Annotated in this window: 14 protein-coding genes and 1 riboswitch; of the genes, 10 read left to right on the forward strand and 4 right to left on the reverse strand. The window is 62.1% G+C overall.

The window, feature by feature from the left end; all coding sequences use genetic code 11:
* Positions 1-62 precede the first annotated feature (62 nt).
* The 7 genes from phoR to phoB all read left to right on the forward strand — a co-directional run bounded on the left by phoR (position 63) and on the right by phoB (position 7,720).
* The gene (gene phoR / locus FAA86_RS19025; protein ID WP_136542685.1) at positions 63-1,319 is read left to right on the forward strand and encodes a phosphate regulon sensor histidine kinase PhoR; all 1,257 of its coding nucleotides are present in this window, start codon (positions 63-65) and stop codon (positions 1,317-1,319) included.
* Positions 1,320-1,507: 188 nt separating this feature from the next.
* Positions 1,508-2,548 carry a substrate-binding domain-containing protein gene (locus FAA86_RS19030; protein WP_136542686.1) on the forward strand — a complete coding sequence of 347 codons (1,041 nt, stop codon included), beginning with the start codon at positions 1,508-1,510 and terminating at the stop codon, positions 2,546-2,548.
* Positions 2,549-2,617: 69 nt separating this feature from the next.
* Positions 2,618-4,078, forward strand: a complete 1,461-nt coding sequence (pstC, locus tag FAA86_RS19035) for a phosphate ABC transporter permease subunit PstC (RefSeq protein ID WP_136542687.1) — start codon at positions 2,618-2,620, stop codon at positions 4,076-4,078.
* Positions 4,075-5,430, forward strand: a complete 1,356-nt coding sequence (pstA, locus tag FAA86_RS19040) for a phosphate ABC transporter permease PstA (RefSeq protein WP_136542688.1) — start codon at positions 4,075-4,077, stop codon at positions 5,428-5,430. The genes pstC and pstA overlap by 4 nt, the downstream gene beginning before the upstream one ends.
* Before the next feature lie 35 nt (positions 5,431-5,465).
* Positions 5,466-6,251 (forward strand): phosphate ABC transporter ATP-binding protein PstB, encoded by a 786-nt coding sequence (gene pstB, locus FAA86_RS19045; RefSeq protein WP_246035129.1) that lies wholly within the window; start codon positions 5,466-5,468, stop codon positions 6,249-6,251.
* A gap of 46 nt (positions 6,252-6,297) precedes the next feature.
* Positions 6,298-7,011, forward strand: coding sequence for a phosphate signaling complex protein PhoU (gene phoU, locus FAA86_RS19050; protein ID WP_113460073.1), 714 nt, complete (start codon positions 6,298-6,300; stop codon positions 7,009-7,011).
* Positions 7,012-7,036: 25 nt separating this feature from the next.
* Positions 7,037-7,720, forward strand: coding sequence for a phosphate regulon transcriptional regulator PhoB (gene phoB / locus FAA86_RS19055; protein ID WP_006727960.1), 684 nt, complete (start codon positions 7,037-7,039; stop codon positions 7,718-7,720).
* Positions 7,721-7,848: 128 nt separating this feature from the next.
* Here the strand turns inward: phoB and FAA86_RS19060 are convergent, their stop codons facing one another.
* Entirely contained in the window at positions 7,849-8,385 is a 537-nt protein-coding gene (locus FAA86_RS19060) for a GcrA family cell cycle regulator (protein ID WP_136542741.1), read from the reverse strand.
* Positions 8,386-8,830: 445 nt separating this feature from the next.
* On the opposite strand from FAA86_RS19060, the gene FAA86_RS19070 reads away from it, so the two are divergent.
* The 3 genes from FAA86_RS19070 to FAA86_RS19080 all read left to right on the forward strand — a co-directional run bounded on the left by FAA86_RS19070 (position 8,831) and on the right by FAA86_RS19080 (position 12,078).
* Positions 8,831-10,033, forward strand: a complete 1,203-nt coding sequence (locus tag FAA86_RS19070; RefSeq protein ID WP_136542690.1) for an aspartate aminotransferase family protein — start codon at positions 8,831-8,833, stop codon at positions 10,031-10,033.
* A gap of 14 nt (positions 10,034-10,047) precedes the next feature.
* On the forward strand, positions 10,048-10,965 hold the full coding sequence (argF, locus tag FAA86_RS19075) for an ornithine carbamoyltransferase (RefSeq protein ID WP_136542691.1): 918 nt from the start codon (positions 10,048-10,050) through the stop codon (positions 10,963-10,965).
* 120 nt (positions 10,966-11,085) lie between these two features.
* Positions 11,086-12,078 (forward strand): Hsp33 family molecular chaperone, encoded by a 993-nt coding sequence (locus FAA86_RS19080; protein WP_136542692.1) that lies wholly within the window; start codon positions 11,086-11,088, stop codon positions 12,076-12,078.
* A gap of 125 nt (positions 12,079-12,203) precedes the next feature.
* Here the strand turns inward: FAA86_RS19080 and FAA86_RS19085 are convergent, their stop codons facing one another.
* The 3 genes from FAA86_RS19085 to FAA86_RS19095 form a co-directional block, all read right to left on the reverse strand.
* Positions 12,204-13,130, reverse strand: coding sequence for an MYG1 family protein (locus FAA86_RS19085; protein ID WP_136542693.1), 927 nt, complete (start codon positions 13,128-13,130; stop codon positions 12,204-12,206).
* Positions 13,131-13,210: 80 nt separating this feature from the next.
* Entirely contained in the window at positions 13,211-13,603 is a 393-nt protein-coding gene (gene apaG / locus FAA86_RS19090; RefSeq protein ID WP_113460067.1) for a Co2+/Mg2+ efflux protein ApaG, read from the reverse strand.
* A 192-nt stretch (positions 13,604-13,795) separates the two neighbouring features.
* Positions 13,796-14,974 (reverse strand): O-succinylhomoserine sulfhydrylase, encoded by a 1,179-nt coding sequence (locus FAA86_RS19095; protein ID WP_136542694.1) that lies wholly within the window; start codon positions 14,972-14,974, stop codon positions 13,796-13,798.
* A gap of 45 nt (positions 14,975-15,019) precedes the next feature.
* Positions 15,020-15,098, reverse strand: a riboswitch (SAM riboswitch).
* Between the last annotated feature and the right edge of the window lie 16 nt (positions 15,099-15,114).

The raw sequence follows: 15,114 nt of genomic DNA on the forward strand, positions 1-15,114 counted from the left end.
ACTTCTGTCATGAATCACGGTTATCAGGCTGGAACAATGATGAAGCGGAGCGTGCGCACGCAATGACAGACGACACTGGCGACGGTTGGCGCAACGATCTTCGGCGGGTTCTGTCGGCTTGGGTTTATATTCTGGCAGCGGCGATCCTCTCCGTCGCGGCCTGGGCGACCGGCGCGGCAACCGGTTATGCCGTCATCCTGTTCTGCTTGCTCTTCCTGCTCGTCGTCTTCAGGCAGTTGCCGGTTGAAGAGGCGCCTGTCGTGCCAGCGCCTGCCGCAGAGGTGGAGGAGCCGGCCCCGGATCCGCTGCCCCTGATCCTGGCATCACTGGATGGGCTCGACATGCCGATCTTCGTACTGGGGCTGGAAGCCGAGCTTATCGCGCAGAACCAAGCGGCAGAAAAAGTATTTGGCGATCTGGTCGCCGGCCTGCATGTTTCGACACGCTGGCGCTCTCCCGGCATTCTCGACATGATCCGGGAGACCATCGAGACGGGCGCGCCGAACCAGATCGAACATTCCGAACGTCATCCCTCGGAGCGCGTGTATATCGTTCGCGTCGCGCCCGTCGATCCGTCCTTCACCTCTGGCGCTTCCTATTTCCTCCTGTCCTTCCGGGACATTTCTGAACTGCGCCGCCTCGACCGCATGCGCAGCGATTTCGTCGCCAATGCCAGCCATGAACTGCGCACGCCGCTCGCGTCACTTCGCGGCTTCATCGAAACCATGCAGGGGCCTGCCCGCGACGATGCGAAGGCCAAGGATCGCTTCCTCACCATCATGCTCGATCAGGCGAACCGCATGAGCCGTCTCGTCGACGATCTGCTCTCCCTGTCGCGCCTGGAACTCAAGGCGCATGTGGCGCCAGACCAGAAGGTGGAGCTCGCGCCGATCCTGGGCCATGTGCGCGACAGCCTCGCGCCACTGGCCGCCGAACTCGGGGTGGAGATCCGGCTCGATCTGCCCGAAGAGAAGGTCGAGGTCATGGGCGAGCGGGATGAACTCGTGCAGGTCTTCGAGAACCTCATGGAGAACGCCTGCAAATACGGTCAGGACGGCAAATTCGTCGATGTCTCCCTGCGCCGTGAGCCCGGTGGCGCGACGGAAGTGAGCGTGCGCGACCACGGTCCGGGCATTCCGGCCGAGCATGTTCCGCGGCTCACCGAGCGCTTCTACCGCGTGAATGTCGAGGACAGCAGGTCGAAAAAGGGCACCGGTCTGGGCTTGGCGATCGTCAAGCATATCCTCACACGCCACCGGGCCCGCCTCATCGTGCGGTCAGATCTCGGCGCCGGAAGCGTCTTCACCGTACGTTTTTGACATAAAACCGTCGTCTGTTTGTCGGTCATTTCCGTAAATAATTGAAATTACGGATTTTTCATTGTCACAAATGTTTCACCGAACTGACATAAAAGCGTGAGCCTAGAGCCGCTAAGAACTCAGTCGCCGCTGCTCGGGAGACGCCGCAACGGCCGCAAAGACACACAAGCCCATTCCGGGAGATGATCATGAACGCTCTGAAACTTTCCGTAGCTGCCTTGGCGGCCTCCGTGGCCTTCGCCGGCGCTGCAGTAGCCCGCGACCAGATCCAGATTGCTGGTTCTTCCACCGTTCTGCCTTACGCTTCTATCGTTGCCGAAGCCTTCGGCGAAAACACCGACTTCGCGACCCCGGTTGTTGAGTCCGGCGGTTCTGGCGCTGGCCGCAAGAAGCTCTGCGAAGGCGTGGGTGAAAACACCATCGACATCGCAAACTCTTCCTCGCGTATCAGCAAGTCTGACATCGAGCTCTGCAAGACCAACGGTGTGAACGACATCCAGGAAGTTCGCATCGGTTACGACGGCATCGTATTCGCTTCGGACATCAACGGTCCGGAATACGCCTTCACCCCGTCTGACTGGCACAACGCTCTTGCTGCCAAGGTTCTCAAGGACGGCCAGTTGGTCGACAACCCCTACAAGGCCTGGAACGAAATCCGCGCCGATCTGCCGGCGCAGCCAATCCTCGCCTTCATCCCGGGCACCAAGCACGGCACGCGTGAAGTCTTCGATGAGAAGGTCATCATCGCAGGTTGCGAAGAGAACGGCGCCTTCGAAGCGCTGAAGACCGCCAGCAACGGTGACGAAGATGCTGCCGAAGAGGCCTGCATGGCTCTGCGTACGGACGGCGTTTCTGTCGACATCGACGGCGACTACACCGAGACGCTCGCTCGCGTCGACGCCAACAAGAACGGCATCGGCGTCTTCGGTCTGTCCTTCTACCAGAACAACACCGACAAGCTCCGCGTAGCCACCATGGGCGGCGTTGTTCCTTCGGTTGAGAGCATCGCCAAGGGCGAATACCCGGTCTCGCGTCCGCTGTACTTCTACGTCAAGAACGCCCACCTCGACGTTATCCCGGGTCTCCAGGAATACGTAGAGTTCTTCGTTTCTGACGAAATGGCCGGCCCGGATGGCCCGCTCGCTGCTTACGGCCTCGTTTCCGACCCGGAACTGGCCAAGACGCAGGAAGCCGTCAAGGCCCGCACGCCGATGGCGCCGCTGAACTAATCTGAGTGATCGACCGGCGGCGCGCTTCGTGCCGCCGGTCTTTTTTGTTTGGCAGGGGGCGTCTACGATATGAGTGGCGGCATCATAGTTCTAATTCTGGCGGTCCTTGCAGCGGTCGGCTTCGTCCTGGGCAAGCGCCGCGCTCGTTTTCTTTCAGACCGCAGCGGCGAGAAGCTTCACTCGCTTCCGGGCTATTACGGCCAGACCGTTGCCCTCTTTACCGCAGTCCCGGCATTCCTCTTGATGTTGGCCTGGCTCTTCCTGCAGCCGATATTCGTCGAGAGCCGCGCAGACGCGCTCATTCCTGACAGTGTCATCCCCGAAGGAGGCGCCCGCAGTCTCGTTCTCTCGGATGTTCGCCGTATCGCCGGTGGCCTCGACGCCATGATCGCGAACCAGGACGCAAGCGCCAGCGCGCTTGTCGATGGCCAGATCGACGTCTCCACGGTCCGGGCGCGCCTGGCCGAGGTTGGCGTGGCATTGGCCGGTGATGTGCCGGCAGAAGTCTTCGAAGCCGCCAAGGTTTACCGCGATCTCTCGCGCACCGGATCGATCGCGATGACGATCGTGGTTCTGGCGCTCTCAATCGGTCTCGGCCTCTGGTCCCTGAGCCGGATCCGCACCGACATGCGCGCCCGCAATGTCAGCGAAACCTTCGTGACGGTGCTGCTGATCGCGTCCTCCACGATCGCCATTCTCACCACGGTCGGCATCGTTGGCTCACTCGTCTTCGAGACCATCAACTTCTTCCGGATGTATCCGGCCTCCGAGTTCTTCTTCTCGACCGTCTGGAATCCGCAATTCCGCGGTGGGTCCGAGCTTGGCATTCTGCCGCTGCTCTGGGGAACGCTCTACGTCTCCTTCGTTGCACTCCTGGTTGCTGTTCCGCTCGGTCTGCTCATTGCCATCTATCTCTCGGAATATGCCGGTGCGACCCTGCGCAGCTTTGCCAAGCCCGCAATCGAAGTGCTCGCCGGCATCCCGACGATCGTCTACGGTCTCTTCGCTCTGGTCACCGTCGGCCCGCTGATCCGCGACTGGCTTGCCCAGCCGCTGGGCCTTGGTACCTCTTCGTCCTCGGTTCTGACCGCGGGTCTGGTCATGGGCATCATGATCATCCCCTTCGTCAGCTCGCTTTCGGACGACATCATCAACGCGGTTCCGCAGTCGCTCCGTGACGGGTCCTATGGCCTCGGTGCCACCCAGTCGGAAACGATCAAGCGGGTGATCCTGCCGGCCGCACTTCCGGGCGTCATGGGTGCCATCTTGCTGGCCGCAAGCCGCGCGATCGGTGAAACCATGATCGTCGTGCTCGGCGCAGGCGCCGCTGCGAAGCTCGATCTCAATCCCTTCGAGGCCATGACGACGGTGACGGTCAAGATCGTCAGCCAGCTGACGGGCGACACCGAATTCGCAAGCCCTGAGACCCTGGTCGCCTTCGCGCTTGGCCTCACACTTTTCGTCATCACGCTCGGCCTCAACGTCGTGGCCCTCTACATCGTGCGCAAGTACCGGGAGCAGTACGAATGACCGACATCACCGCTTTCGAATCCGCCCCCAAGGCTGCCGGCGCCAAGTCCATCCTTGCCTCCGACGCCCGCACCCAGAAGCGCAATGCGGCGGAAGCCCGCTTCCGCATGATGGGCCTGATTGCCGTCATCATCGGCGTTCTGGCACTCGTCGGGCTCCTGGCCTCGATCCTGTCGAACGGCCTGTCGTCCTTCCGCCAGACCTACATCACTCTGAATGTCGAGCTGGACGCCGCCAAGCTGGACAAGCAGGGTAACCGGGACGTGGCAGAGATCGCCAAGGTTTCGACATTCGGCTATGCACCTCTGATCGAAGCCGCACTGGGCAGGACCATGCAGGAAAACGGCATTGCCGTCGAAGGCATGAATGCAAAGGCCGCTGCCGAACTCATTTCCAAGGAAGCGCCGGCCAGCCTGCGCAACTATGTACTCGCCAACCCTGACGTGATCGGCACCACGGTGTCCTTCGACCTCCTGGCCTCCGGCCGGATCGACGGCTACTACAAGGGCCGTGTGACGATGGAGAGCGCCGCGCTCGACCGCAACACGTCGCCGGAGCAACTGCGCCTTGCGGATGAACTCAAGGAAGCGGGCGTGCTGACCACCCGCTTCAACTGGGACTTCTTCACCGCACCTGATGCCTCCGACACCCGGCCTGAAGCTTCCGGACTCGGCGTTGCCATCCTCGGCTCGGCTTACATGATGCTGATCGTGCTTTGCCTCTCCCTGCCGCTCGGCGTCGCCGCCTCGATCTATCTCGAGGAATTCGCGCCGCAGAACTGGTTCACCGACCTGATCGAGGTGAACATCGCCAACCTGGCGGCCGTACCCTCGATCGTCTTCGGTATCCTCGGTCTTGCCGTCTTCATCAACTATGCCGGCCTGCCGCAGTCGGCGCCGGTAGTCGGTGGCCTCGTACTCACCTTGATGACGCTGCCGACCATCATCATTGCCACCCGCGCAGCATTGAAGGCTGTCCCGCCGTCGATCCGTGATGCGGCCCTCGGCGTCGGCGCCTCGAAGATGCAGTCGATCTTCCATCACGTGCTGCCGCTCGCCATGCCGGGCATCCTGACCGGCACGATCATCGGTCTCGCTCAGGCACTGGGCGAAACGGCGCCACTGCTTCTGATCGGCATGGTCGCCTTCGTTCGCGAATATCCGGCTGGTCCGCCGGAAGGCTTCTTCGACCCGGCCTCTGCGCTCCCCGTCCAGGTCTACAACTGGACCCAGCGTGGCGACCCGGCCTTCGTCGAGCGTGCCTCCGGTGCCATCATCGTGCTTCTGGTATTCCTGATCCTGATGAACCTGATCGCAATCATTCTTCGTCGCCGCTTCGAGCGTCGCTGGTAAGGAGGTGTATGATGATGAACAATCTCGCGACTAAAATGACCACGACGAAAGCGCCACCCATGAACGAAACGAAGATCACCGCCCGCAACGTGCAGGTCTATTACGGTGAGAAGCACGCCATCAAGGACGTCAACATCGACATCCGTCCGCGTTCCGTCACCGCCTTCATCGGCCCGTCGGGCTGCGGCAAGTCGACCTTCCTGCGCTGCATCAACCGCATGAACGACACGATTGCCAGCTGCCGCGTCGAAGGCAACATCCTGATCGACGCCGAAAACATCTATGACGCCAAGGTTGACCCGGTCCAGCTGCGCGCCAAGGTCGGCATGGTCTTTCAGAAGCCGAACCCGTTCCCGAAGTCGATCTACGAGAACGTCGCCTATGGCCCGCGTATCCATGGCCTCGCCCGCAACAAGGCCGACCTCGACGAGATCGTCTCGATCGCCCTGCAGAAGGCCGGTCTCTGGAACGAAGTGAAGGATCGTCTGGACTCCGCTGGCACAGGTCTCTCCGGCGGTCAGCAGCAGCGTCTGTGCATTGCGCGCGCCGTTGCCGTCAGCCCGGAAGTCATCCTGATGGACGAGCCCTGCTCGGCGCTTGACCCGATCGCCACCGCCAAGGTCGAGGAGCTGATCCACGAGCTGCGCGAAAACTTCACCATCGTGATCGTCACCCACTCGATGCAGCAGGCCGCGCGCGTCTCCCAGCGCACCGCGATGTTCCACCTCGGCGAACTGGTCGAGGAGAACGACACCGACAAGATGTTCACGAATCCGGATGACCAGCGCACGCAGGACTACATCATGGGCCGCTTCGGCTGAGCCCTGACCTCATCCACGGTTGAACTCACTTTCAAGGATGTTTCCTATGGGCTCCTCTCACATTTACTCGGCTTTCGACGACGAACTGAAGTTCCTGATGCGCCGCATCTCCGAAATGGGTGGTCTGGCCGAGCAGATGGTCGCAGACAGCGTCCGTGCACTGGTCAATTCCGATGCCGCACTGGCACAGAAGGTCATCTCCGACGACGTGGTCATGGATGCCATGGAGCGCGAGATCGGCGACAAGGCCGTCGTGACGATCGCCAAGCGCCAGCCGGTGGCGTCCGACTTGCGCGAGATCATCGGTGCGCTCCGCATCGCAGCTGACCTTGAGCGCGTCGGCGATCTCGGCAAGAGCAACTCCAAGCGCGTCGTCGCCATTCAGGCAACCGGCGTGCCGCGCAAGCTGGCCCGTGGCCTGGAGCATCTCTCCGACCTGGCGCTTGCCCAGCTCAAGGAAGTGCTCGACGTCTACACGACCCGTTCGGCCGAAAAGGCGAAGTCGATCCGTGACCGCGACGAGGAGATCGATGCGATCTACACCTCGCTGTTCCGCGAACTTCTGACCTACATGATGGAAGATCCGCGCAACATCACGAGCTGCACGCATCTGCTCTTCTGCGCCAAGAACATCGAGCGCATCGGCGACCACGCGACCAATATCGCCGAAACCATCTACTACATGACCACCGGCGCCCAGCCGGAAGGTGAGCGCCCGAAGGAAGACCAGACTGCTTCCGTCGGTGCGATCTCCGAGTGACGACGGCCAGCGAGGTTGATGACTGATGCAGCCTAAGATCGCCGTAGTCGAAGACGAGGAGGCCCTGTCGGTTCTCCTGCGCTACAATCTCGAAGCCGAGGGATACGAGGTCGAGACCATCCTGCGAGGCGACGAAGCCGAGATCAGGCTTCAGGAGCGGGTTCCTGACCTGCTCATCCTCGACTGGATGCTTCCCGGTGTTTCCGGGATCGAGCTTTGCCGCCGGCTGCGGGTGCGCCCCGAAACCGAGCGCCTGCCGATCATCATGCTGACGGCACGCGGCGAGGAAAGCGAGCGTGTGCGTGGCCTCGCGACCGGTGCGGACGACTATGTGGTCAAGCCCTTCTCGACGCCGGAACTGATGGCCCGCGTCAAGGCCATGCTGCGGCGCGCCAAGCCAGAGGTCCTCTCCAGCGTCCTGCGCTGCGGTGACATAGAGCTCGACCGCGAAACGCACCGCGTACACCGCAAGAGCCGCGAGGTTCGTCTCGGCCCGACGGAATTCCGCCTTCTGGAGTTCCTGATGGCGTCTCCCGGTCGCGTCTTCTCGCGTTCGCAGCTCCTGGATGGCGTCTGGGGTCACGACATCTATGTCGACGAGCGTACGGTCGACGTCCATGTCGGTCGCCTGCGCAAGGCGCTCAATTTCTCGAACATGCAGGATGTCATCCGCACCGTACGTGGCGCGGGATACTCCATGGAAGCCTGAGCGCTCCCAATCCACCCGTCCAGACAAGGCCGCACGGTTTGCCCGTAGCGGCCTTTTTCTTTGGCTCTACGGCCAAAAGAAAACGGGCCCCGAAGGACCCGTTCATCATCTGATCTGTCGCCGAGGGATCAGCGGGCAGCCTTGCGGCGCTCGCTGACCGGCTGATAGGCGAGCTTGGCGTGATAGGTGCAATAAGGTGCACTATCGGCAATCTCGCAGCCGCAGAAATGGAAGTCGTCCTTCATCGGGTCGCCGATCGGCCACTTGCAGGTCCGCTCGGTGAGCTCCGTCAGCGCCAGGCGGCGCGAGATCGGAACGACGACGTTCAGCGACCGGCGGACCTCGACCTCTTCATAGGCCTCGACTTCGATCTCTTCCTTCAGCGCGGTCGCACCGGCAGTCCGGGTAACCGTGCGGGTGCTGGTGTTGGCCGCCGGACGGTTCTGGAACGCAGCAGGGCGCGGCGTCTGGGCCGGGCGCTTGGCAGGACGGGCCGCAGACGAGCTGCCGCCGGCCTTGGCGCGACCGGGAAGGTTCAGTCGGTGAACCTTGCCGATGACGGCGTTGCGGCTTACGCCGCCAAGTTGTGCTGCGATCTGGCTGGCGCTGAGACCTTCGGCCCATAGCCGTTTCAGTTTCTCGACCCGCTCATCAGTCCATTGCATAGTCGTCATGCCATTTCTCTCCGCCGCTCGCGTCTGTGATGGCAGAATCCGTCACCGCTGCTTCGGATTAATCCGAAACACAACCGCCTCGATACTGTCGGTGAGCACTTCCGCCGCATGCAATCTATTAATGAAATTTAACCTAGAGCCAGCCTGACTCCGTGACAAGAGTCGCCGGAATCATCTGGAATCGATTTCGCGGTTTTCCCCAACTTGCTTCCCGAGTGAGTCAAGTATGCAACAGGTGGAATCTTGCTCGGCACTCGTCCTGCGTGTGTCGATCAAAAGGGCGCTTACTCCTGCGATTCCTGCAGAATTCGTTGACAGCTCAGGGCGAAATGCTGATAGTGCCCCCGCCGCCGAAAGGCGGCATTTTTAATTTTTCTTGGGCCTCGCTAGGGCCTGTCCGTCACGTCACGGAACGTCGAGAAGGATCGTAAACGCCATGGCCGAAGCTACGCCGCTCTACCAGACCTACAATCGGGCGCCGCTGCGTTTCGAACGAGGCGAGGGCGTCTGGCTGGTGACCGAAAGCGGCGAGCGCTATCTCGATTTCGCAGCCGGTGTCGCCGTGACCTCTGTGGGCCATGGCCATCCGCACGTCGTGGGTGCGCTGAAGGATCAGGCCGACAAGGTCTGGCACCTGTCGAACCTCTACGAAGTACCCGGTCAGGAAGTGCTGGCCAAGCGGCTGACCGAGGAGACATTCGCCGATCGCGTCTTCTTCACCAATTCCGGCGCGGAAGCGCTGGAATGTGCCATCAAGACGGCTCGCCGCTACCACTTTGCGAAGGGACATCCTGAGAAATTTCACATCATCACCATGGAAGGCGCCTTCCATGGCCGAACGATCGCGACGATCGCGGCCGGCGGCCAGGAAAAATATCTGGAAGGCTTTGGCCCCAAGGCTCCGGGTTTCGATCAGGTGCCGTTCGGTGATCTGGATGCCGTGAAGGCGGCCATATCCGACGCCACCGCCGCGATCCTCGTCGAGCCCGTACAGGGCGAGGGCGGTATCCGCCCGATCCCCGTCGAGATGCTGAAGGCTCTGCGCGCCCTGTGCGACGAGCACGGCCTGCTGCTGATCCTGGATGAGGTTCAGTGCGGCGTCGGCCGCACGGGTAAGCTCTTTGCGCATGAATGGGCCGGCATCAAGCCTGATCTGATGGCGGTCGCCAAGGGCATCGGCGGCGGCTTCCCGCTCGGCGCCTGCCTCGCGACCGAAGAGGCCGCCTATGGCATGAAGCCCGGCACCCATGGCTCGACCTATGGCGGCAATCCGCTCGCCATGGCCGTCGGCAACGCCGTGCTCGACGTCGTGCTGACCGACGGCTTTCTCGAGAACGTACGCGATACGGCGCTCGTTTTCCGCCAGGGACTGGCTTCTCTCAAGGACCGTTTCCCCGATGTGATCGAAGAAGTGCGCGGCGAAGGCCTGATGCTCGGCATCAAGGCCAAGGTCCCGAACACCGAACTCTTGATGGCGATGCGTGACGAGCACTTGCTCGGCGTTCCCGCCGGCGACAACGTCATCCGCCTTCTGCCGCCGCTCACGGTAACGGCCGAAGAAGCACGTGACGGCCTCGCCCGCATCGAACACGCAGCAGAACACATCCGCGCCAAGGCCGCAGTCGCCGCGTCAGCCTAAGACAGGATTCATTTATGGCATCTCCGAAGCATTTTCTCGATCTCTCCGCTGTCACGGCCGGGGACCTACGCGGTATTCTCGAAGACGCGAAGACCCGCAAGCAGGCCACCAAGGCTGGCACCGCCGACAAGCCACTTGCCGGCAAGATGCTCGCGATGATCTTCGAGAAGCCTTCGACCCGCACCCGCGTCTCCTTCGACGTCGGCATGCGCCAGCTGGGTGGCGAGACGCTGTTTCTCTCCGGCACCGAGATGCAGCTTGGCCGCGCCGAGACGATCGGCGATACGGCCAAGGTTCTGTCGCGCTATGTCGATGCGATCATGATCCGCACCACCGACCATGCCCGCCTCTTGGAAATGGCCGAGCATGCGACGGTGCCGGTCATCAACGCGCTGACGGACCTGACGCACCCCTGCCAGATCATGGCCGACATCATGACGATCGAGGAGCATCGCGGCCCGGTCACGGGCAAGACGCTCGCCTGGACCGGTGACGGCAACAATGTCCTGCATTCACTCGTCGAGGGCGCGGCCCGCTTCGGCTACAAGATGAACATGGCCGTTCCGCTCGGGTCCGAGCCGGATGACAAGATCCTCAACTGGGCTCGCAACAATGGCGGCGAGATCATGCTGTGCCACGATGCCGATCGCGCTGTTGCCGGCGCTGACGCCGTGATCACCGACACCTGGGTCTCGATGAACCAGGAGCACAAGGCGCGCGGCCACAACGTCTTCCAGCCTTTCCAGGTCAATGCCGACCTGATGAAGAAGGCAAAGGACGAGGCTCTCTTCCTGCATTGCCTGCCCGCCCATCGCGGCGAGGAAGTCACGGACGAAGTGATCGATGGCGTTCAGTCTGTGGTCTTCGACGAGGCGGAAAACAGGCTGCATGCGCAAAAGTCGATCCTGGCCTGGTGCCTGGGCGCCATCTGAGGCCGACAGAGCGGCGGCCGCGCCTGACTTGACCTTTGGCACGGGTGATCCCATCTGTGCCCTTTCTGATCGGGCCGCTCGGGCCCTGCGTATGGCGCCTGGGGCGCCGGGAGTACATTCATGTCGACGAGACAAGCAGAACTCGGCGAATTCGGTTTCGCCGGCGATGATCGCGTGGTCCCCTTTCAGGTGGAAGGGCTCGACGTGCGCGGTCGCGCGGTCCAGCTCGGACCGCTGATCAACACCATCCTTGACCGTCACGCCTATCCGGCGCCGGTGGCACGGCTTCTGGCCGAAGCCATCGTCTTGACGGTGCTGATCGGGACATCGCTGAAGTTCGAAGGCAAGTTCACCGTGCAGACCAAGGGCAACGGCCCGGTCGATCTGCTGGTGGCCGATTTCACCACGCCGGAGAACGTGCGTGCCTATGCCCGCTTTGATGAGCAGGCCGTGGCGGATGCGGTTGCCGCCGGCCGTGCCTCGCCGGAAGAGCTGCTGGGCGAGGGCGTGCTTGCTTTCACCATCGACCAGGGCTCCTTCATGCAACCCTATCAGGGCATCGTGCCACTCGATGGGACCTCGCTCGAGGACATCGCGGGTGTTTATTTCCGGCAGTCGGAGCAGATCCCGACACGCGTGCGTCTTGGCGCTGCCGAACTCTTCGATCGCGACGCCGATGGAAAGCCACGCCGGACCTGGCGGGCAGGCGGTCTGATCGCGCAGTTCCTGCCGGATGCGCCCGAGCGCATGCGCCAGCCGGATCTGCATGGCGGCGACGGTGACGACCGCGACACCGATCTGCATGGTGGCGACGACGCCTGGGACGAAGCACGTGTCCTGGTCGAAACCATCGATGCGGACGAGTTGACCGATCCGCAGGTCGGCATCGAACGGCTGCTTTTCCGGCTCTTCCACGAGCGCGGCGTACGCGCTTACGATCCGCAGCCGGTCTACGACCGCTGCAGCTGCTCCCGCGAGCGGCTAAAGGGCGTGCTCCAGGGCTTCTCCGCGGAAGAGATCGAGGCAAGCTCCGAGGACGGCAAGATCACGGTGACCTGCGAGTTCTGCTCGACGAACTATGATTTCGACCCCGCAGAACTCACGGCGGCTTGAGACGAATGAAGTGATTTGAAAGGGGCCGGGCAACCGGCCCTTCTTGCATCTTCCGGCGGCCGGGTCCTGCGATCCTAGCCGGCGCGGCTCACCCAGCAGGCGTCAGTAGCTAGTCCACGAGACTTTCAGGATTTTGCAAGCGCTTCGGCGACCGCGATTTCCGCCATCTTCAAAATCGCCTCGCGAGACTTCGCTGCAGCGATGAAGCGACCGTTGTGACAGAAGGTGGCGCCTGCGACGCCTGAGACTGCTTCCAGATCGGCATTGCTCAGTCCGGCCCAGGCCACGGGCAGATCGGCGCGTTGCTCGAAGCTGTCTTCCGTCTTGCGGATGCCGGTGATGCACCAGTCCTTGTCACGAGGATGCACGACGAAGAGCAGATGGTCGGCGCCAGCCTTCACGATCGCAGGGCGGAAGGGCATGCCCATCGGCAGTTCCAGGACGCGACTGGTGCCATTGGCGGCGATGGCATCGAGCACCATGCTTTCGGCGCGAAGCTTGGAGGCGCGCTGCGCGATGCCAGCCTCGACGATCGCGCGGGCGATGGCGAGCGCCGCATGGAAACCGCGATCATCGGCGCCGGGCGCTCGGTCATCGAAGACGGGTTTTAAGGTTTCAAGCAGGCTCGGCAGTGTGAGATCCGCCAGCGGCCCTGCGGCAGACGGGCTGAGGGCGCCATTGTCCATCAGATCGATCGGCAGGACGAATTTCGTGTCGAAGCTCTGATGAAGTGCCTCCACATGATCTGCCGGGATGCCGAGCGCGGCAAGATAGGCGCGCCCGTAATGCTTCCAGATGAGGCCGAAAGAGCTGTAAGGCTGGCCATCCTCGCGCAAGGGCGCGCCGCGCTGGTGGTGATCGAAAATCTGCGCCGCCGCATCATAGGCACCACCGACATCATAGATGATGCGTTCGGAGGCAGGCGTAATCCATTCGGGTGCGCGGCTGCGCACGATCGTCGCGTCAGGATGGAGCCGGGTGAGAATGACGGAGGACAGCAATTCGTCGGCATGGAAGCCGCCACTATGGGTGACGAGATGGGTGATGGTCATGCCGGAAGAACCTTTGCCGCAGGGATGCTGATCAAGCCTTCCAGATAACGGCAGGCACCCTCCAACTCAACTGCCAATCGTCAATTGAGAGTGCGCACCATGCCCGGGCTGTCGAGCGAGAAGGCGGGGATGGCCACATCGAAGCTCTCCCCATCGTCGGTCTCCATCCGGTAGGTCCCGTACATCATGCCCGAGGGCGTATCGAGCGGGCAGCCGGAGGAGTATTCGTAGGTATCGCCAGGATCGAGACGCGGCTGTTCGCCGACGACGCCGGGCCCGCTCACTTCGTCCACCTGGCCGTTCTGGTCGGTGATGTGCCAATAGCGGTGGGTCAGCCGAACGCTCTTGCCGGAATGGTTGGAGATCACGATCCGGTAGCCCCAGACATAGCGGCTGTCATCGGGGTCCGACTGTTCCTCGAGATAGTAAGGTTCAACGAGAACCTCTATGTCCCGTGTCAGTGCGCGATACATGCCTGGACCCTGCGAAAACATCCTGCGATCATGACAGAAATGGCGTTCTTTGTGGCGGTAGCAAGATCAGCCGCAGAACGTCACGAAGCTTTCAAGGGATAACGACGCAACTGGTGCCGTCAAGGGCCATGGACCGGCTGCGAGACGTCTCGCAGCCGAATTTGTTGCAATATGAAGCGCTTTGAGCAGCGCTCAGAGGCGGTTGAGGGCCTTGGCCAGATCTTCGAGCAGATCCTGGGTATCTTCGATCCCGCAGGAGAGACGCACGGTTCCGGCAGAAATACCGAGCTCGGCACGGGCTTCGTCGGTCAGGTTCTTGTGCGTCGTGGTCGCCGGATGGGTGATCAGGCTCTTCGCGTCGCCGAGATTGTTGGAGATCTTGATGATCTCCAGCGCATTCTGCAGCTTGAAGGCCGCTTCCTTGCCACCCTTCATCTCGAAGCAGACCAGCGTCGAGCCACCGGTCATCTGCTTGGCGATGATGTCGGCCTGCGGATGATCCTTGCGGCCCGGATAGATGACCTTGCCCACCGCGGACTGCTCGGCCAGGAAATCGGCAATCGCGGTTGCGTTCTCCGTCTGCTGCTTGACGCGCAGCGGCAGCGTCTCCATGCCCTTCAGAAGCGTCCAGGCATTGAACGGCGACATGGCAGGACCCGTGTGGCGGAAATAGTCATGCAGGTTCTCGTTGATCCATTCCTTCGACGACAGCACCACGCCGCCGAGGCAGCGGCCCTGGCCATCGATATGCTTGGTCGCGGAATAGACGACGACATGCGCGCCGAGCTCCAGCGGCTTCTGGAAGAGCGGCGTCGCAAAGACGTTGTCGACGATCAGCTTCGCGCCAACCTGATTGGCAAGCTTGGCGACACCCGCCACGTCGATCACTTCGAGCGTCGGATTGGTCGGGCTTTCCAGGAACATCACCTTGGTGTTCGGCCGGATGGCAGCTTCCCAATTGGCGAGATCACGGCCGTCGACAAGCGTGCATTCGACGCCGTAGCGCGGGGCAAGCGTCTCGACGACATAGCGGCAGGAGCCGAACAGCGCGCGTGCCGCGACGATGTGATCGCCGGCCTTGACCTGGCAGAGCACGGCAGCGGCAACGGCGGCCATGCCGGACGCCATGGCGCGGGCATCCTCGGCACCTTCCATCATGCACATGCGCTTTTCAAACATGTCATTGGTCGGGCTGCCATAGCGGGCGTAGATATAGCCGTCGTTCTCGCCCTTGAAGCGGGCTTCTGCCGCTTCCGAGCTTTCATAGACGAAGCCCTGGGTGAGGAAGATCGCTTCAGACGTCTCGCCATAAGGAGAGCGCAGCGTGCCGCCATGGACGAGGGTGGTGGCCGGGCGCCAGTTCTTGCTCATGCACGTGCCTTTCGAACACAAAAAAACCGGTCGCGTGAACGGACCGGTTTCGTAAACCCGGTCTATTTAGCCACTTGTTTAACGTGGCTGCAAGCCGACCGGCCAAATCACCACGGGATAAGGCTGCCTTACGCCTTCGC

This window comes from Rhizobium rosettiformans W3 (genome assembly GCF_004912135.1).
GTDB classification, from domain to species: domain Bacteria; phylum Pseudomonadota; class Alphaproteobacteria; order Rhizobiales; family Rhizobiaceae; genus Allorhizobium; species Allorhizobium rosettiformans.